Here is a 17,608-nt window from a genome sequence, read left to right as displayed (position 1 = left end):
GATTCCTATATTGAGTAAACCAGTAAAATTACTGTAAGTAAGGCGACCAAGCTGGTGCCTTCACTTGTCCGTCAAGCACAGGTAAACGTGCCTTAAAGCGACCATCCATAGAGACTAAAGCCAGAACCTGCTTATTGTTATGTAGCGTACTATAAATAATCATCGAGCCGTTTGGTGCGATACTCGGTGATTCATCCAGACGTGTTCTTGTTAGTACCTGGAACGCACCTGTAGCTAGCTCTTTCTTAGCAAGATGGTATTGTCCATTAGTACGATTTACCATCACCAGTTCTTTTCCGTCAGGTGAAATCGAACCTGCTAAATTCATATCACCATCAAACGTCATTCGTTTAGCCCTGCCTGTTTTTAAATTTAACTTATAAATCTGAGCATTACCACCCCTTTCAGACGTAAAGACAATATCTTGTCCATTTGGGAACCAAGATGGCTCAGTATCTATACTACGATGGTTTGTTAAACGTCTTTCTTGGCGAGTTGCTAAGTCAAGTAAATAGACTTCTGTGGCACCTGTGCGGTCTTTAGAAAGCACTAATAACAGCTTTTTACCGTCAGGCGAAAATTGAGGTGCACCGTTAATACCTTGGTGGCTTGTAATCAACTCACGCTTACCTGAGTATAAATCCTGAATATAAATTTGGCTTTGGCGGTTTTCAAATGTTACATAAGCAAGCTTAGTTCCATCTGGTGACCATGCTGGCGACATTAATGGTTCTTTAGAACGCAGCAATACTTGTTCATTAAAACCGTCGTAGTCAGCAACAACTAATTGATATGGTTTTGCATCATCCTCACGAACGATAACATAGGCAATTTTAGTTAAAAACGCACCTTTTTCGCCTGTGAGTGCTTCATAAACGACATCGCTGATACGATGTGCATAACGGCGAAAACCACTTTCAGAAATAACACTCTCACGCGCATCTAGAACATGATCTTGGCTTTGCATTAACTTGCCGTTAGCCATCATTTTTGTCTGACCGCCAGTAATTTGGCCGCGAATTACATCAATTAATTCATACTTTACTAAGTAACGTCCACCCGGTTGCTGCTCTACTTGACCAACCAGTACAGCTTCAACACCTTTATTTACCCATGCGCCATAATCTACATCAGCATCTTTACCAGGTAACTGTGGCATGGTTGATACATCAATAGGTTTAAATTTGCCGCTGCGCATTAAATCCGCAGAAATAACAGCGCTTAATTTTTCAGGGATAGGACCTACACCTTGATATTTGAATGGTACGACTGCAATTGGACGCGCGCCGTCAATACCTTCAGTAATCACTATTTCAAGTGCAGCACTGGCAATGCCATGAAAGCCCAGTAATACAATAAAACATACAGTTTTTATCTGGTTAAACATATCATTCCTTTAGAATTCAGGCTTAATTGTTAAGTTAATATTTTTCAGTTGCTCAAACACATCTTTATCTGGTGAAACTGGTAATGTATCAGCCATACGTACAGCACGTAACGCGGCCTCACATACCAACTTATCGCCACCAAGAGACGTAACTTGTGTTACAAGCCCATTAAAGCCAAGTCGAATATTAACGCGACATTGCTTATTCTTCATCTTTTCATCGATAAGTAAAGTTTGCTGAATACGCGCCATAATCAACGCTTTGTATTTATCAACTTCACTAACAACTTGTTGCTGACGAATTTTATTTCGTGCAGCTTGCTCTGCGGCTAACTGCTCTTGAAGCATTTGCTCTTGCAGCGCCTGCTGACGTTTACGCTCGGCTTCAGCTTCTTTACGTTTACGCTCAGCTTCTGCTTCTGCTGCTTTACGCTTACGCTCTTCTTCCGCTTTTTTCAGCGCTTCTTCTTCAGCTTTACGCTTGTCTGCAGCTGCTTTTGCTGCGGCTTCAGCTTCTTGCTTTTGCTTTTCAGCTTGCTTAGCTTTCGCTCGCTCTTTTTCTTGAATTTCGCGCGCTTTTTTAGCTTGTGCTTCGGCCTCTGCTTTTTCCTTTTCTTTAGCACGGCGTTGCTGTTCTAGCTTTTTAAGACGACGGTCTTCAGCCTCTCGTTGTTTTCGAGCATCATTAGCACGACGCTCAAGATCACGAAGTCGTTTTGCTTCCGCTTGCTTTTTGGCTTCTTCTTGCTTTTTAAGCTCGGCAATCTTTTGTTCAACCTTTTGTTGATCAACAGTCACCGCCGATACTGCTTTTTCTGGTTCAGGCAAAGCAGTGTTCAGTGTCACTTCCATCACCTTAGGTGCTGGCATGTGGAAATTAGCTGACGCAACTAAAAAAACGATAATAGCAAGGTGCAAAAGAAGTGATTTAATTACTGATGCACGCATACTAACCCTCAAACGATTCAGTCATTAAACCCACCGACGGCACACCGGCGTTTTTCAAAAAGTCCATAAGCAGCAATACTTCTTGGTAAGAAACACGGCCTGAACCTTTTATCATCACTGGCGTATCAGGATTTTTTTGCAGTTGTAATTTAATTACTGCTGCAACATCCAACGCTTCCATAGGAGCTTCTGGATCTGTGCCGATACTTACATAATACTCACCTTCAGCGTCAATTGACGCAATGATAGGCGGAGTGTCTTTTGTATCAACAAGATCAGACTCTTCCATTTTCGGCAAATCAACTTTCACGCCATGAGTAATAAGCGGCGCAGTTGCCATGAATATAATAAGCAGTACTAACATCACGTCAATGTAAGGTACTACGTTTATCTCACCTACTGGGCGACGTTTTTTACGCTGATACATTCGCTTTAGCCTCTATTTGCGCAGCTGCTTGGCGGTGTAAAATATTGGCAAACTCTTCCATGAAGTTAATGTAATTACCCTCAAGCTTTTCAACTTTATTTGCAAAACGGTTATAAGCGATAACCGCTGGGATTGCCGCAAATAAACCCATTGCCGTTGCAATCAGTGCTTCTGCGATACCAGGTGCAACCATTTGTAACGTAGCTTGCTTAACTTCGCCTAATGCAATAAATGCATTCATAATACCCCATACAGTACCAAACAGACCAATGTATGGACTAATAGAACCTACCGTTGCTAAAAACGATAAGCTTGATTCTAATTTTTCTATTTCACGAGATAAAGCGACACGCATAGAACGATGCGTACCTTCCATAACGATGCCAGCACTTTGGAATGTTGTTTTTTTATGGCGTGCAAATTCTTTGAAGCCAGCAACAAATAATGATTCAACACCAGTTGTGCCGCCAGGTCTTGCTGAAACTTCGTTATATAGTTTACTTAAATCAACGCCAGACCAAAATTTTTGCTCAAAACGCTTAGCACCATTTTGTGCATCAGAAATCGCTTTTTTACGTTGAAAAATAATTGCCCATGACATGACCGACATACCGACTAATGCCAACATAACTAATTGGACAAGTACACTGGCTTCTAGAATAAGATCTAAAAAATTAAGCCCTGATCCCACGTTAAACTCCTAAAATAGATTTCTATATAATTTGTTATACTTATTACACTTGTGTTAGTTGACCATCATAATGGTCAAAAGTTACATCTAGTGTATCTAGTCAGTTATGAACTGACAACGCCCTTGCTGTGAAATAGCTACAAATAACGGTGAAAAGCAAATGCTTTAGTTATTTTTTAACCATTTTGTTCACTACTCCAAAAGCAGGGCTTCCCTTTTAAAACTAAAATGCATCTACACGGTGCTTAAAAATATAGCTAAACTTGGTAAAATACGGCGTTTATTCACATAATGCGCATAAACACCCAAAACACTATTCACCAAGCTAGCACAGAATACTTAAACTAATCCTGAACAAAATGAGCGTTAATTATAAAAATCTTTTTATTCATAAACTTACAAAACCAACAATGAACAAGCGAACAAAAAGAAAACAATAGAAAATAATGCTGCTATTAGTTTTTTTTATCTGAAAATAAAATTTTTCTAGTTTGAAGAAAAACTCACTGTTACGTATTATACCCACATACCGAGCTAACAACCTTTGAAAGCTTCTTTCATTAAGCTCCGTTTTTTGCAATATGATTATTTCGTATTGCCTAGTTAGCTTAACTTGGATAAAACCTTTTTAAGCTGGCTGTAGTTCCCTGAATTACTTCCTTCAACTTGTTGTTTGCCCGCATCATTATGCGGGCTTTTTTTTGCCTACACAAAACGAAAAGACATTACCGAAAATTAGCTTAACTGTATGTGAATTAAATAGCAGGAAGGTATGATGCTTGTTAGATTATGCATCTAAAATAATTTGCGTTAGCAATATAGAGGGCTAATACCAATTTGCCTAATTAAGTAGTCTATTTTGAGGCAATAAAACCTCGTTGATAGCAAGGCAAAAATTTCGTTATTTAGTTGTTCTAAATCAGAAATTTTTAACGCCGGTAGCGACAGGTTTAATCCCTCAAAATGATTAAGTATTATTGCGGATTGGTATAATGTTCACTGCCCCTTTTTAGATTTGTTTCAAGATTAAAAAACCCCGCATATGCGAGGCTGAGTTTTTATTTGTCTGGGGTCAGTCCAAAATGAAGATAGGCTATATCGGACACCAATCTTCCACGAGGAGTACGTTGTATAAAACCTTGCTGAATTAGAAACGGCTCAATCACATCTTCTATGGTTTCTTTTTCTTCGCCAATGGCCGCCGCTAAATTATCAAGCCCAACTGGGCCACCCATAAATTTTTCGATGATAGCAAGCAAGTATTTACGGTCCATATAATCAAACCCGCTTTTATCTACATCAATCATATCGAGCGCTTGTTCTGCCACATTGGCGTTAACCTTGCCGTCAGATTTCACTTGAGTGTAATCTCGTACACGACGTAACAACCTATTTGCAATACGTGGTGTACCACGTGAACGTTTAGCGATTTCTGCTGCGCCTTCATCGCACATGGTTAAATCTAAAAAGTGTGCTGAACGCGCTACAATTTTTGATAAATCTTCAACTGAATAAAACTCTAAACGCTGCACAATACCGAAACGGTCTCGAAGTGGTGACGTTAAAGACCCTGCACGTGTTGTTGCACCAATTAAAGTAAATGGCGGCAAGTCGAGTTTGATTGAACGTGCTGCTGGACCTTCCCCAATCATAATATCGAGTTGATAATCTTCCATCGCAGGATAAAGGATTTCTTCGACTTGTGGGCTTAAACGATGTATTTCGTCAATAAAGAGTACGTCACCTTCTTCAAGGTTCGTTAACAATGCAGCTAAATCACCTGCTTTTTCAAGTACAGGACCAGATGTCGTTTTGATATTAACGTTCAATTCATTGGCAACAATATTTGCAAGTGTGGTTTTACCTAGACCTGGCGGGCCAAAAATCAATAAATGATCGAGCGCCTCACCACGATGACGAGCAGCTTCGATGAAAATTTCCATTTGTTGCTTAACATGTGGCTGACCTGTGTAATCGTTTAATAGTTTTGGTCGTATGGCTCGATCAACACTGTCTTCATTACTTTGCTCACTGGCATCTATTAAGCGATCTGCTTCAATCATGGTTTACTCACAACATCGATTTTAGAGCTTCTTTTATAAGAACCTCAGTCGTCATATCTGGTTTATTTACCGCTTTTACTGCTTTTTGCGCTTGCGGCAGTTTATAACCAAGGGCAATAAGTGCTGACACAGCATCATCTGCTGCGTTGTTGGCTACAAGCGTATCATTACTTGTAGGCTCAATAATGGCATTATCGCTAAATGGCGTGAATAAGTCATTACCCCAATCTTTTAGCCTATCTTTCATTTCAAGCACTAAACGCTCTGCTGTTTTTTTACCCACACCAGGGAGTTTAACAAGCGTTGTTGCATCTTCGTTATTTACACATGTCACAAACTGCTGTGCAGACATACCCGACAAAATAGCAAGACCCAACTTTGGACCCACACCATTGGCTTTTAGAAGCTCTCGAAATAACGCACGCTCTGTTTTGTTATTGAAACCAAATAACAACTGCGCATCTTCACGCACCACAAAGTGAGTGTATATAATAGCTTGCTCACCAACCGCTGGGAGGTCATAAAAGCAGGTCATCGGCATCTGTACTTCATAACCTACGCCGCTTACTTCAATTAAAATTTCAGGCGGCTGCTTTTCAACTAGCAAACCATTCAATCGGCCTATCATATTACTTCCTTAGTCGTCCTCTTACGGTCTTGCTCGCACTGCCCGCAAGTTTTATTAAATTTTGTTCTGAGTGAGCATGACAAATAGCAATAGCCAATGCATCAGCCGCATCGGCTTGTGGTGTGCCTGGTAATTTTAAAATATTTTTAACCATGTGCTGTACTTGTGATTTGTCGGCACCGCCATTGCCAACCACCGCTTGCTTTATTTGTCGTGCCGAATATTCAAATACCGGAAGTTCAGCCATAGATGCACCAACAATAGCCGCACCACGAGCTTGGCCTAATTTAAGAGCTGAATCTGGATTGTGAGCCATAAATACTTTTTCGATAGCAAAACTATCGGGCGAAAATTGCTCAACTAACTGACTGATCCCTTGATAAATCATTTTTAATCGCACAGGAAAATCATGTTCAGCTAGCTTAATACAACCACTCCCTAAATAAGTAAATTTAGCGCCTTGGTGTGCTATTACGCCATAACCTGTTAAACGTGAACCAGGATCAATTCCTAAAATAATTGCCAACTAACTGACCCATTTATTTTCTTTATTCAATAGCCTTAATAATGCCAGAGCACTGTATAAATTACCAGTAACCAATTGCAAAACATAAAAAAAGCCCGTATACACGGGCATTTTATAAACATTATTGAGCTTTATATCACCCTAGTGCACGCAGTAACCCTTGCGTATTTTTACGCATTGTTCGCGCAATCATCAAATAGCCTAAACTAGCTACAAAGACACCACCAACAACAGGGCCAATTAACCAAATATGAGGGTGTAATTTACCAGCAAGGTCAAACATTTGCTGTTGTACTATTAATAAAGCAATATCACTCACAACGGCAGCTACCCCACCCGCGGTTAAGCCTAGTAATAAAAACTCATACAAGGTGGCATTTTTAATAAGCCGTCCTTTTGCACCCAGTGTTCTTAATATAACAATCTCTTGCATTCGTTCACCCAAGCTCGCTTGCACCTGAGATATAAGTACTAAAGCACCACACACCACCACAATAGACAATACAAAACCAATCGCAAGAGATACCTGCTCTATGGTTGAACGGATCTGCTTAATAAAGCTTTCAACATCAATCACATTAACCGTTGGATATTGGCGCATCAGCTCATTAAATTCACGCTTTTGATGCGCTTTAACACTCACCGACGAAATATACGTTGCCGGAAAGCTCTCAAGTACATCTGGGCTTAAAATAATAAAGAAGTTTGGTTTTAATGTGGTCCAGTTAACTTTGCGTACACTGGTAATTTTTGCATCGAACGATTGCGCACCAATCAAAAACGTTAATGTATCACCTAGTTTTACATCAAGGCGTTCAAGCATAGACTCCTCAACCGAGGCCTCTGCGACTGAGCTTTGTGTAAACCACTGACCCTCTATTAACTCATTTTGAGCAGGTAAGTCTTCTCGCCAAGTAAGGTTTAATTCACGGCCGATACCTGAGCGTGCCTCTTCATCTTTTTTCTCGTTATCTTGCTGTGATACTTCACGCGCAACTAGCTCACCATTCACTGCATTAACACGACCTCGTACTATCGGGTAAAAATCAGAGGTGGGCATATCGCGCTCTGCTAAAAAAGAGGTAATGGGTTCAAGCTCTTGCTCTGTTATATTCACTAAAAACGAGTTTGGCGCATCGACCGGAAGCTGCGACTGCCAATCTGAAATCATGTCATTTTTAAGCACAATTAAAAACAACAATAACTTAATAGCAAGGGCAAAACTTATCAGCTGTACTGCATTAGCATTAGCACGTTTTTGAATTGAAGCAATCGCAAGCGACCAACTATTACCAGGGCTTAGTCCTAGTTTACGACCGCCTCCAAAAATGAGTTTGGATAAACCAAATAAAAGCGCAATCAGTACCGTTGTCGAGGTAAATAAGATAGCTGTGATCTTAATATTATTACTAAATAACCACATTAATAAAAACACAGTTAATGCCGACATTGCCAAGTGAACCTTGCTGACAAGCAAACGATCCCCCAAATTACGGCGTAGTACGCGAAGTGGCGGAATATCAAACAAATCTAGCAAGGGCTTAATCGAGAACATTACCGCGCAAATAACCCCTGTACCAATAGCAATCAACCAAGGTTTCATACTTGAAGCAGGTAGTGCTGTACCCATCGACTGTGCTAAATAATCACTGGCAATACTTTGCAGCGCAAAACCAACAACCAGCCCAACAACCACAGACATAAAGCAGACTAAGCTCAAATGTAGCAAGTAAATTTTACGGATTGTGGCACGACTGCCCCCCAACGTTTTCATCATCGCCACAGGGTCATATTGACGCTCGCAATAGCGTTTTGCAGATACAGCAATAGCCACCGCCGCTAATATTATCCCTAGTAAACCGGCTAATAATAAAAAGCTCTCAGCACGGTTTAGGCTATTCGCAATAGGCGATTGTCTATCTTTTACCCCATACCATTGCTGGTTTTCTTTCATTTGTGGTTTTAACCAATCATAGAACGTGTTTATGCTATCTTCATCACCGGCATAAAGCTGGCGATAAAAAACACGACTCCCAGGTTGAATAACTTGAGTGCTGGCAATATCATGCTGATTAATTAAAATACGCTGACTACTGGAAAAGACATTAAATGGCGCATCTGGCTCTTCAGCTACTACATGACTTGCCACAAAAGTAGCCGCACCTAACTCGACCTTGTCGCCAACCTGTATGTTTAATGCATAAAATACCGACTCGCTAAGCCAAACCTCACCGCGGTTTGGTACTTTATCGGTAATAAATGCCTCTCCTAACAAGCTAGTTTTTACTTTGAGTTGCCCTTTAAGGGGATAGGTGGTTGATACAGCCTTAACTGAGCCTAATTGCATTTCATCATTGGCAAACAGCATGGTATCAAAATAAGTGATTTTCGCGGTGCGCAGGTTTTCTGCTTGCGCTTTCTCTAAAAACTCAACAGGTAATTCATGATTACTGGCAAGGACGCGATCTGCCGCGATAAAAGCACTGCTTTTTTGTGCAATACTCTGTCCTATTCGGTCGGTAACCATAGACAGCGTTAAAACGGTCAGTACGGCCAAGGCAATAGCTGCACTAATGACCGTTAATTCACCGCGTTTAAATTCACGTGAAAACAGTTTAAGTGCTAGTTTAGCCCACATTCGCTTGCACTCCCTCTGACTCTTTTACTGTTACCAATTTTCCCGCTTCAATGTGTAAAATTTGTTGGCACTTTTCAGCTAACTGCTCGTCGTGTGTGACCAGAATTAACGTTGTTCCATGTTCTTTATTTAACTCAAATAAAAGTGATTCGATTAACTTACCATTTTTACTATCAAGATTGGCTGATGGCTCATCAGCAAACAAAATTTTAGGTGTTCCGATAAACGCACGCGCAATAGCTACACGTTGTTGCTCACCACCTGATAATTGTGATGGGTAATGCCCCACTCGATGGCTCAGCCCCACTTTTTCAAGTAGCGCAAGCGCTTGCTCTTTTGCATTTGAGCTACCCGCAAGCTCGGCAGGTAACATAACATTTTCAAGCGCAGTTAAGCTTTGTACTAACATGAATGACTGAAATACAAAGCCTACTTTTTCTGCCCGTAATGCCGCACGGGCTTCTTCATCTAATTCATGTAGCGCTAAGCCATCAAGGTGGATACTCCCCTGCGTTGACTGATCAAGCCCTGCAAGTAAGCTTAGTAATGTTGACTTACCCGAACCTGACGTACCCACCACTGCGACTGAGTTACCTGACTTGACATTAAAGCTGATGTCACTGAGGATGGTTAGGTCGCCTTCTACCGTGGTGACCGTTTTAGAAAGTCCTTTAACTTGAATAATGTTTAATTGAGAAAGCGCTGACATATGATGTATCCAATCCTACGTTTTATATTCGTTTTACTGTTAGTAATCAAACCACTTACGGCAGCAGCTGACAACACAATTTTAATTTTAGGTGACAGTTTAAGCGCCGCATATGGCCTTAAACAAGAGCAAGGCTGGGTTAAATTGTTACAAGATAAATACGATGAAAAAGATCAATCTGTGTATCTTGTAAACGCCAGTATTAGTGGTGAAACCACAGGTGGCGCTCTTAGACGACTCGATGCCCTACTCGACGAGTTCGAACCCACCCATGTACTTATTGAGCTTGGCGGAAATGACGGACTGCGTGGCTTTCCAATCAGGCGCTTACAAGCTAACTTACGCGATTTAGTCAGCAAAAGCCAACAAGCAGGTGCTACTACAGCCATTATGGAAGTGCATATTCCACCCAATTATGGGCCACGTTATACCAAACTATTTACTGGCAGCTTTGAAACTATTGCAGATGAAACGAACTCTGAGTTGTTACCATTTTTCATGCTTGAAATAGCTGCTCGCCCTGAGCTCATGCAAAATGACAACCTGCACCCTAACGCTGAAGCTCAACCCCTTATACGCGATATAATGTATAAAGAGATCAACCAATGGCTAGATTAACCTCTAGCCAATGCCCCCTCATATAAACCACGTGCAATAATGAACAATAAACAGGCAAACAAACCTAAGGTGTATTGATTTTTATAAAAAAAGCCGTACTATAGCTCGCAACGTCGGCATATAGCGCAGCTTGGTAGCGCACTGTCATGGGGTGTCAGGGGTCGCAGGTTCAAATCCTGCTATGCCGACCAGCTTTTCTACACTCTATTCAATAAGTTAATTAACTTACCTATTTACTTTATCGCACCTTAACTCTACATTCTTTTATTTATATCGCACATCTATCGCACCATACTTAACTAAATTTATTTTTCTTTTTAAAGTTAGATTAGGTGTTGATTGGTGGATATAGGAAGACAGCTAATGCCACCTTTGTTACCTTACCCACAATAGAATTTCATAAAAGCTTCTCGGATAAATAATTTGCAAGAGACATGTAATGGATTGTGGCAGCTCATATACAACCTTATGCTTTTAACAATGAGGTTGGAATTTTGCCCAACAGATAAGTTTGAGCGAGGAGCAGACGACCACTTCAGTGCGTTTTTCGACAAATAAAGTATTTATTCGGTAACGCCTGCAACAGCTAGGAGCGAAGCGAGTCGGCTGCTTGCGTTTGTTATGCATTTTTCCCTAACAACTGTGAGACCGTAACAAATTTGTAGCCCTTTGCTCTCAGTCCCTTAATTATTGGCCCTATAGCGTCTCGCGATTCTTTGTTTTTAGATCCCAAAACGTGTAAAAGAATAATTGAACCTGGAGTAGAGGATTTAACAACATACTCTGCGATAGACGCAGAACTTTTCGCAATTTCAGGATAGATTTCAGGCTCAACATTCCATGTGATTGTTTTTACTCCCTCCGACTTCAAATAATAAGGCAGAACAAAAAGCTTTTTACCATATGGAGGCCTAAAGTATATCTCACCCTTAAATCCAACTTGGCGGATTAAAGCTGTGGTGGAGTCGATTTCTTCCCTCACTTCATCAAGCCCCATTAACATCATTCTTTTATGGCTGTACGAATGATTGCCTATCTGATGACCTGCGTTAACCAGATCTATAGCCGGCTGCTTGTTTTGTTGAATTCCCGACCCATTGAGGAAGAACGTACCCTTCACATCATGCTCTTCAAGGATATTCAACACTTGAGTGGTATATTTCGCCCCCCAAGGACCATCATCAAATGTCAATGCGATAATCTTTTCATTTGTTTCGGCCTTTGCGACTATCTCTCCAAACACCTGAAAAGTTCTTGATTTACTTATATTCCAAGCTCCAAAGATGATTACTACAAAAAGAATCAATATCGGCAGGTATACTCTTTTCAATGGTTTTCATCCTTATTTGCATAACACCCAAAGCAGCGACGCGTTAGCGCGTCCAGCCCGAAGGTCGATGCAGCATTTGTTTGTTATGTGTTTAACTTTCATTGCTGCCCTCACGCCACAATTTAACAGCTTCAATTGCTAACTCTGTTAACTCATTTGATACATCACGGCCTTTGTAGATTGACGATGTATCTTTGGCAATTGGAACTGAATAATGAATATCGTGAGCTAGTTTATTTAGGTATTCCCGACCCCCATCTGTATACTGCGCCTGTTCCTTTTCATTTAGCCGAATCATGTACGTATAGCCAAACGCGCTCATATTGCAGTTTGCATCCAAGTACAAACCACCTTCATGCTCGAACAGAAACCAAGCCCAATTTTCAGAATCAATTACTTTCATACTAGTGACACATAGCGCCTTAAGAAACGGCGAAAAATAGCAGACTAAACTAAGCAAAAAATGAGCGCAAGCCTGCTGTTTTGCATCCACTTTTTAATTAATTTGTTATGTTTAAATTAACTTAAACGGGTAATTATTTTTGCGGTCAATTTATCCATTAATTTGCTAGGTGCAAACGCTAAAAATAGGCCTATTATTGGAAATAAACAGGTAAATAGCACAGCCGATATTTTCATACTTTTGTCATTAGTCGAAATTCCGTTCACTTCAATTACGGCATTCGGATCGAGTACGGCTTGTACAAAGAAGAATATTAGTAGGCACCCTATTGGTATAAGCATCCCCCCAGCAAGCCTGCTAAGTCCAACTATGATATCAATTCTTTTCTTTAATTCTGCGTCCATACTCACTTAAAACATAACGCCCCACGCATAATTGCCTTGTTAGGCATACTTTGCCACAAAACTGGTTTTAAATTTATAAATAAGGCTACCATAACAAAGCCAAAATATAACAAAAACAACAAAGTGCACAGCAAAATCACCGTAATTAATATAAAAGCTATTTATAGCCAAAAATACTAAAGACAGTAAAAAGAAAACTATAAAAGCTGATAATTTAAACTTTTGAATACCCCAAACAGCGGCACAAGCTAATAGCTGAACAGTAATTTGGACCAATACAAACGTTCGGTACTGCGAACTGTCTGATGCAAGCAGAATAATATGACTTACACTACTTATTAATAATGACAATACTAAAACTATATTTGTGAGTCTAAAGATGGCTTGCATTTTCCTGTATGCCTAACGCTCCTCTAAGAGGCTAAAATAGCAGGTTATAATCGAGCAAAGCGAAGAGCCTACTACTTTAGTCCTACTTGAATGGTTTGTTATGCTTGATCTATTATTTATATATAGCCTTTCTGTGACCAACTTTTACCACTAATATGATCATTTCAGAGTCGTATATCTCATAAATTATACGGTAATCAGCAACCCTTACCCTATACTCATTAAGCCTGCCTTTTAGTTTTTTAACACCAATAGGCATAGGGTTTGAAGCTAACTCTTTAACAGCTTTTATTATTTTTTGCTGATAAGGCGGAGATACTTTTTTTAATTCTTTTTGAGCTTTATTTGCTATCTTTACTGTGAATGCCATTTGTTGAAATTCCTTCTTTAAGTAAAAATTCGTCAAAATCCATGACATTTTCTTTATTAGTTATTTGTACTTTTGCATTAACAGCATCAGTAACATCCTGCATTTCTTCACTATTATTTGCATAATCAGTATCGTGTTCATAATTAATAGGCATTATTAACCCTCATCCTTTAAAAAATCATCAAGAGTTTGAGCAGAATCCAACTCATTTTTACTATCAAAGTTATCTAAAAACTCTAAGTCTTCCTTATCTTCATCTTCTTCTACTTTTTTTAGAAAATAAGAATATGCTTCAGGAGTAATAACAACTCCTTTTAATTCTCCTTTATCACCTAAGATACCTATATCTTCATATATAGGATTTTCTTCCGTTATTAATTTCACGACTTCATTAGGAAGTACATTCAATTGTATTTTTCTCATAGACAACTCCATAGTTAGAGAATTTATATAAAAGCATAACATTTTAGTATTTATGCAACACGCTGTTTAAATTGCATAATTGCTTGTTGGACTGAGCCGCTACCTGCTCGGTGTGTCAGAGTTGGTGTTGTTTATGCTATGGCTTTACTTATAAAAAGTAGGCTTTTTGGAGGCTCTCACTTTCCTCGCTAATTTAATCAGCTTAGCTAGTGTTATGTAAGCTTTCCCTGCATTGCTCAGCGCTTATTATGTATTCATTACACCTAAATTTTCCTCAATAAGCAATTATATTTTTTACGCATACAGAGGCCGCTAGCCCGAGCAATTAAACAGGCTAACTAATTGATTTTAAGCAGCTACCTTAGCTGCTAACGCATTTTGGGCAGAAACGAGTTACACCTCAAGTTCAGTTAATAGAAGACAACCAAGAATACTGACAACTTCGCACTTCACCTATAAAATCACCAAATTATAAAACAACCCCTCTTCACAACTTGACTAATTATTATACTCCTATAAGTTGTAAATATAATAATTAAGTAGAAGGATTTACTCATGCCTGGTGCATTCGCACATATTACGGCGGCTAATTTAGCAACTGATAACAATGCTCTTTCAAGGATGAGCATTCCCAATCAAGCCAAGTTAATTTTAAGTACAAATCAAAAGTATATTGAGCTTGGTTGCGTGTCTCCTGATTATCCTTATCTTGCCTTAGGTAATGCTGCACAAAACAAGTGGGCTGATTTAATGCATTATCAAAACACAGGTGATGTTATTAAGGAAGCCATAAAGTATTGTAAAAACCTTGAGGGATGGGCGAAAGAAAAATGCTTTGCATGGCTGTGTGGCTATATGTCGCATGTTGCTGCTGATATAACGATACACCCTGTAGTCGAGCTTAAAGTAGGACCGTACGAGCATAATCAGGCCGAACACAGACAATGTGAGATGAATCAAGATTCATTTATTTGGTCGCGATTAAATCTAGGCGAAATTGGCTTTGCCGACCGCGTTGAGTTAAATATTGGCTCATGCACCAATCAAGAGAATTGTCTTGATGATGATATAAAGCAAATTTGGCAGTACATATTAACTAGCATACACACTGAATATGCCCAAGTAGCAGAACCTAACTTTGATGCATGGCATAGTGGTTTTCAATTAGTAGTAAATAACGCAGAGGAAGGATACAGACTGTTTCCTTGGGCTAGGCATGTTGCCGCTGACAATGGCCTTCTTTACCCTCGTGACGACGAAGTTGACAGTAGCTTTATAGAAGACCTCGCAACCCCTAATGGTCCAATGCACTATAATGACGTGTTTGATTTAGCCGTTAAAAATATTAAATACTTTATATCCATCATCGCTAACGATATTTTTAATGATGAAGAATGCACTCAACTTTGCAACTGGAATTTGGATACGGGCAAAGATGAACACGGACACTTAACAGCGTGGAATATTTAAAATGCGATATATAACTCTCATCACAGCAATTGTTTTATCAGCAGGTTGCGCGAGTTCAGCAAATACTTACAACCCTGAAGAAATGGCAGATCTTGCATCGCAATTAAAAGATATTTCTGCCGCAGTGGATGGAACACTAAAGTTTAGCTCAGAGTCATATACTGACCCACAAAAATTATTATTAACGGCGATCAGAGGCGATAAAAGCAGGCTTACGCCATTTAAAAATTATCAGTTAAAAGTTGTTATTCAAGAGCAAGATGCCGCTTTATTGCTTTGCCAAGATAAGCGGCTACTTATCGAAGATATCGGTTGCACAGCCAAATCAGACATACAACATTGGCAGTCGAGTACGCCTCTTGCTTGTGAAGCGACAGTTACTTTTAGTCAACTGTGCGCGAGTCATTAACTTTCTAAATGCTGATTTGATATTCCTTTAATGTTTTAACCACAATCAATTATTGGAATATCAGACCACCTAGTTGTGTAGTGCGGTGATAAAAATGCGCGGCGCATATTCCATTTCTGCGTTAAACACTCACTGCCTGATTGTAAAGCACCTGTTCCGTACCGACTATTAATTGAGTCAACACAGTCCATAAGTACTTGCTTAGACTGCTTTTCAGTAAATAAGTCTAGCTGCTTATTTGCCGAGCATTCCAACTCAATTGCCCCGACTCCACAGCGATAAAAATGCACATTCTCTTTGTATATTTTTTCTAATATTAATGAAGCTGCTTTTGTGATTTCGAGTGTATCTGCTGTAGCAGCAGGAAAATCAAATATTATAGACTTTTTATAATACTCATTATCATGTGGTGAGCTGGCAGCAAATACCACAATACGCTTTGTTATAGAGCCCTGCCTTCTTAGTTTTCGACCAACAATTGCTGCGTGCGCACTTAATGCGGCTCTTAATGTGTTGATATCTGTAACTCGCTCACCAAAACTACGTGTAGAAAATACCTCTTTTTTACCTTGCTTCACTTCATCCCAATTTAAACAAGCCACACCATTTAATTCACTCACCGTTCGCTCAACAACAACACTAAATAACCTACGCATTTTTTTGGGGCTTTGATCTGCAAGTTGCTGAGCTGTTTCTATTCCCATCAGTTTAAATTTTTTTGCTAAACGAGAGCCGACTCCCCATACATGCCTTACATCCATTTGGCTGAGTATGTGTTTACGTGAAACCTCGTCATTAATAACAGCCACACCTTTAAAACCAGGTAGTTTTTTAGCCGCATAATTTGCAGCTTTAGCTAATGTTGGCGTTGTGCCAAACCCGACCCCAACAGGCAAGCTTGTTTCACGCCATACTGTGCGCCTTATTTGCTGACCATAAGCATGCCAATCAGTAATCAGGCTACTAAACCCTGTAAATTTTAAAAATGACTCATCTATCGAGTAAACATGGTGCGTATCGCTAAACCGGCTTATCACTGTCATCATACGCTCACTTAAATCGGCATATAATTCATAGTTTGATGAACGCACCACTACATTATTTTTAGCTAAAAAATTTTTCACTTTAAAATAAGGTGCAAAGTTTGGAATATTTAGCTTTCTAGCGATTGGGCAAACGGCGCAAATACAGCCATCGTTGTTCGTTAGGACAACAACCGGTTTATAGCGGATGGAGGGATCAAACACTTTCTCTGCGCTTGCGTAAAAAGCGGCAGCATCAACTAGCGCATACATAAGGAGTTTATGCTTTTGTTATTTTTAAATGTTCGTATGCAAGCAGTTACAACTCCCTCAACTTTAAACTGATCGTCTTCATAAATTGATACGGGCTTATATAAGTCTGAGGCTGATAATAATTGCCGTTTATTGGTATCAATAATCTTGCACACAAAGCTGCCGTTGTAAGTGGCAACAATAATGTCGCCATTTTGGATAGCCACGCTCCTATCAACGATTAATAAGTCTTTATCAAAGATTTTTGCATCTACCATTGAGTGACCTGATGCTAAACCTATAAAGGTTGCATGGGGATGTTTAATAAGCAGCTCATCAAGCGACAAGCCAAGTTCTTTGTACTCTGCCGCAGGCGACTCAAAACCCGTAATACCTGCTTCAATATAGATAGGAATAACAAACATACACAACCACAAATACTGTACATAAACACAGTATAGGTTAGATAAAATAATTAGGAAAGTGGAATTTTATAAGCC

General features: G+C 39.6%; 21 protein-coding genes and 1 tRNA gene. 4 read left to right on the top strand and 18 right to left on the bottom strand.

Features of this window, described 5'->3' with window-relative positions:
• Nucleotides 1-28: 28 nt before the first annotated feature.
• The 9 genes from tolB to L3V38_RS03530 form a co-directional block, all read right to left on the bottom strand.
• Complete coding sequence (gene tolB, locus L3V38_RS03570) at nucleotides 29-1,387, bottom strand: Tol-Pal system beta propeller repeat protein TolB (RefSeq protein WP_237118387.1); 1,359 nt, start codon at nucleotides 1,385-1,387, stop codon at nucleotides 29-31.
• 9 nt (nucleotides 1,388-1,396) lie between these two features.
• A complete protein-coding gene (gene tolA, locus L3V38_RS03565) occupies nucleotides 1,397-2,335 on the bottom strand; it encodes a cell envelope integrity protein TolA (RefSeq protein ID WP_062569303.1) in 939 nt (312 codons plus the stop codon).
• Nucleotide 2,336: 1 nt separating this feature from the next.
• Complete coding sequence (gene tolR / locus L3V38_RS03560) at nucleotides 2,337-2,762, bottom strand: protein TolR (RefSeq protein WP_237118385.1); 426 nt, start codon at nucleotides 2,760-2,762, stop codon at nucleotides 2,337-2,339.
• Nucleotides 2,749-3,453 carry a protein TolQ gene (gene tolQ, locus L3V38_RS03555; RefSeq protein ID WP_062569305.1) on the bottom strand — a complete coding sequence of 235 codons (705 nt, stop codon included), beginning with the start codon at nucleotides 3,451-3,453 and terminating at the stop codon, nucleotides 2,749-2,751. The genes tolR and tolQ overlap by 14 nt, the downstream gene beginning before the upstream one ends.
• 1,058 nt (nucleotides 3,454-4,511) lie before the next feature.
• On the bottom strand, nucleotides 4,512-5,516 hold the full coding sequence (gene ruvB, locus L3V38_RS03550; RefSeq protein ID WP_062569306.1) for a Holliday junction branch migration DNA helicase RuvB: 1,005 nt from the start codon (nucleotides 5,514-5,516) through the stop codon (nucleotides 4,512-4,514).
• Nucleotides 5,517-5,523: 7 nt separating this feature from the next.
• Nucleotides 5,524-6,144: a Holliday junction branch migration protein RuvA gene (ruvA, locus tag L3V38_RS03545; protein WP_130150107.1), complete on the bottom strand. Its 621-nt coding sequence runs from the start codon at nucleotides 6,142-6,144 to the stop codon at nucleotides 5,524-5,526.
• A 1-nt stretch (nucleotide 6,145) separates the two neighbouring features.
• Entirely contained in the window at nucleotides 6,146-6,670 is a 525-nt protein-coding gene (gene ruvC, locus L3V38_RS03540) for a crossover junction endodeoxyribonuclease RuvC (RefSeq protein WP_062569308.1), read from the bottom strand.
• 136 nt (nucleotides 6,671-6,806) lie between these two features.
• Nucleotides 6,807-9,308, bottom strand: coding sequence for an FtsX-like permease family protein (locus tag L3V38_RS03535; RefSeq protein WP_237118383.1), 2,502 nt, complete (start codon nucleotides 9,306-9,308; stop codon nucleotides 6,807-6,809).
• The gene (locus tag L3V38_RS03530; protein WP_062569310.1) at nucleotides 9,298-10,017 is read right to left on the bottom strand and encodes an ABC transporter ATP-binding protein; all 720 of its coding nucleotides are present in this window, start codon (nucleotides 10,015-10,017) and stop codon (nucleotides 9,298-9,300) included. Before L3V38_RS03530 ends, L3V38_RS03535 begins: the two co-directional genes overlap by 11 nt.
• Between L3V38_RS03530 and L3V38_RS03525 the strand changes: the two genes are divergently transcribed.
• Both L3V38_RS03525 and L3V38_RS03520 read left to right on the top strand, forming a co-directional pair.
• Nucleotides 10,018-10,635 (top strand): arylesterase, encoded by a 618-nt coding sequence (locus L3V38_RS03525; protein ID WP_237118381.1) that lies wholly within the window; start codon nucleotides 10,018-10,020, stop codon nucleotides 10,633-10,635.
• Between the two features lie 114 nt (nucleotides 10,636-10,749).
• Nucleotides 10,750-10,826 (top strand) — tRNA-Pro (locus L3V38_RS03520).
• 428 nt (nucleotides 10,827-11,254) lie between these two features.
• Here the strand turns inward: L3V38_RS03520 and L3V38_RS03515 are convergent.
• The 7 genes from L3V38_RS03515 to L3V38_RS03485 all read right to left on the bottom strand — a co-directional run bounded on the left by L3V38_RS03515 (nucleotide 11,255) and on the right by L3V38_RS03485 (nucleotide 13,955).
• A complete protein-coding gene (locus L3V38_RS03515) occupies nucleotides 11,255-11,965 on the bottom strand; it encodes a polysaccharide deacetylase family protein (RefSeq protein WP_237118380.1) in 711 nt (236 codons plus the stop codon).
• Nucleotides 11,966-12,056: 91 nt separating this feature from the next.
• Entirely contained in the window at nucleotides 12,057-12,368 is a 312-nt protein-coding gene (locus L3V38_RS03510; protein WP_237118379.1) for a hypothetical protein, read from the bottom strand.
• 116 nt (nucleotides 12,369-12,484) lie between these two features.
• A complete protein-coding gene (locus tag L3V38_RS03505) occupies nucleotides 12,485-12,772 on the bottom strand; it encodes a hypothetical protein (RefSeq protein ID WP_237118378.1) in 288 nt (95 codons plus the stop codon).
• Between the two features lie 39 nt (nucleotides 12,773-12,811).
• Nucleotides 12,812-13,162, bottom strand: coding sequence for a hypothetical protein (locus L3V38_RS03500; protein WP_237118377.1), 351 nt, complete (start codon nucleotides 13,160-13,162; stop codon nucleotides 12,812-12,814).
• A 112-nt stretch (nucleotides 13,163-13,274) separates the two neighbouring features.
• Nucleotides 13,275-13,532, bottom strand: coding sequence for a type II toxin-antitoxin system RelE/ParE family toxin (locus L3V38_RS03495; RefSeq protein WP_237118376.1), 258 nt, complete (start codon nucleotides 13,530-13,532; stop codon nucleotides 13,275-13,277).
• A complete protein-coding gene (locus tag L3V38_RS03490) occupies nucleotides 13,504-13,686 on the bottom strand; it encodes a hypothetical protein (protein ID WP_237118375.1) in 183 nt (60 codons plus the stop codon). Before L3V38_RS03490 ends, L3V38_RS03495 begins: the two co-directional genes overlap by 29 nt.
• 2 nt (nucleotides 13,687-13,688) lie before the next feature.
• Complete coding sequence (locus L3V38_RS03485) at nucleotides 13,689-13,955, bottom strand: hypothetical protein (RefSeq protein WP_237118374.1); 267 nt, start codon at nucleotides 13,953-13,955, stop codon at nucleotides 13,689-13,691.
• Between the two features lie 555 nt (nucleotides 13,956-14,510).
• Here L3V38_RS03485 and L3V38_RS03480 point away from each other — a divergent pair.
• Entirely contained in the window at nucleotides 14,511-15,425 is a 915-nt protein-coding gene (locus L3V38_RS03480; protein WP_237118373.1) for a zinc dependent phospholipase C family protein, read from the top strand.
• 1 nt (nucleotide 15,426) lies between these two features.
• Nucleotides 15,427-15,834 (top strand): hypothetical protein, encoded by a 408-nt coding sequence (locus L3V38_RS03475; RefSeq protein WP_237118372.1) that lies wholly within the window; start codon nucleotides 15,427-15,429, stop codon nucleotides 15,832-15,834.
• A gap of 35 nt (nucleotides 15,835-15,869) precedes the next feature.
• Here L3V38_RS03475 and L3V38_RS03470 read toward each other — a convergent pair whose 3' ends face one another.
• Entirely contained in the window at nucleotides 15,870-17,129 is a 1,260-nt protein-coding gene (locus L3V38_RS03470) for a Y-family DNA polymerase (protein WP_237118371.1), read from the bottom strand.
• Nucleotides 17,117-17,533, bottom strand: a complete 417-nt coding sequence (gene umuD / locus L3V38_RS03465) for a translesion error-prone DNA polymerase V autoproteolytic subunit (protein ID WP_237118370.1) — start codon at nucleotides 17,531-17,533, stop codon at nucleotides 17,117-17,119. The genes L3V38_RS03470 and umuD overlap by 13 nt, the downstream gene beginning before the upstream one ends.
• Nucleotides 17,534-17,608: the final 75 nt, after the last annotated feature.

It is taken from the genome of Pseudoalteromonas sp. L1, from assembly GCF_021728095.1.
Lineage (GTDB): Bacteria > Pseudomonadota > Gammaproteobacteria > Enterobacterales > Alteromonadaceae > Pseudoalteromonas.
The sequence above is the reverse complement of the archived record's forward strand: the minus strand, read 5'-3'. Positions and strand labels throughout refer to the sequence as shown.

What these genes read in the sequence shown, in the direction of transcription:
- tolB (WP_237118387.1), bottom strand. Translation starts at nt 1,387, where the DNA reads ATGTTTAACCAGATAAAAACTGTATGTTTTATTGTATTACTGGGCTTT.
- tolA (WP_062569303.1), bottom strand. Translation starts at nt 2,335, where the DNA reads ATGCGTGCATCAGTAATTAAATCACTTCTTTTGCACCTTGCTATTATC.
- tolR (WP_237118385.1), bottom strand. Translation starts at nt 2,762, where the DNA reads ATGTATCAGCGTAAAAAACGTCGCCCAGTAGGTGAGATAAACGTAGTA.
- ruvB (WP_062569306.1), bottom strand. Translation starts at nt 5,516, where the DNA reads ATGATTGAAGCAGATCGCTTAATAGATGCCAGTGAGCAAAGTAATGAA.
- ruvA (WP_130150107.1), bottom strand. Translation starts at nt 6,144, where the DNA reads ATGATAGGCCGATTGAATGGTTTGCTAGTTGAAAAGCAGCCGCCTGAA.
- L3V38_RS03535 (WP_237118383.1), bottom strand. Translation starts at nt 9,308, where the DNA reads ATGTGGGCTAAACTAGCACTTAAACTGTTTTCACGTGAATTTAAACGC.
- L3V38_RS03530 (WP_062569310.1), bottom strand. Translation starts at nt 10,017, where the DNA reads ATGTCAGCGCTTTCTCAATTAAACATTATTCAAGTTAAAGGACTTTCT.
- L3V38_RS03525 (WP_237118381.1), top strand. Translation starts at nt 10,018, where the DNA reads ATGATGTATCCAATCCTACGTTTTATATTCGTTTTACTGTTAGTAATC.
- L3V38_RS03510 (WP_237118379.1), bottom strand. Translation starts at nt 12,368, where the DNA reads ATGAAAGTAATTGATTCTGAAAATTGGGCTTGGTTTCTGTTCGAGCAT.
- L3V38_RS03505 (WP_237118378.1), bottom strand. Translation starts at nt 12,772, where the DNA reads ATGGACGCAGAATTAAAGAAAAGAATTGATATCATAGTTGGACTTAGC.
- L3V38_RS03500 (WP_237118377.1), bottom strand. Translation starts at nt 13,162, where the DNA reads ATGCAAGCCATCTTTAGACTCACAAATATAGTTTTAGTATTGTCATTA.
- L3V38_RS03495 (WP_237118376.1), bottom strand. Translation starts at nt 13,532, where the DNA reads ATGGCATTCACAGTAAAGATAGCAAATAAAGCTCAAAAAGAATTAAAA.
- L3V38_RS03490 (WP_237118375.1), bottom strand. Translation starts at nt 13,686, where the DNA reads ATGCCTATTAATTATGAACACGATACTGATTATGCAAATAATAGTGAA.
- L3V38_RS03485 (WP_237118374.1), bottom strand. Translation starts at nt 13,955, where the DNA reads ATGAGAAAAATACAATTGAATGTACTTCCTAATGAAGTCGTGAAATTA.
- L3V38_RS03480 (WP_237118373.1), top strand. Translation starts at nt 14,511, where the DNA reads ATGCCTGGTGCATTCGCACATATTACGGCGGCTAATTTAGCAACTGAT.
- L3V38_RS03475 (WP_237118372.1), top strand. Translation starts at nt 15,427, where the DNA reads ATGCGATATATAACTCTCATCACAGCAATTGTTTTATCAGCAGGTTGC.
- L3V38_RS03470 (WP_237118371.1), bottom strand. Translation starts at nt 17,129, where the DNA reads ATGTATGCGCTAGTTGATGCTGCCGCTTTTTACGCAAGCGCAGAGAAA.
- umuD (WP_237118370.1), bottom strand. Translation starts at nt 17,533, where the DNA reads ATGTTTGTTATTCCTATCTATATTGAAGCAGGTATTACGGGTTTTGAG.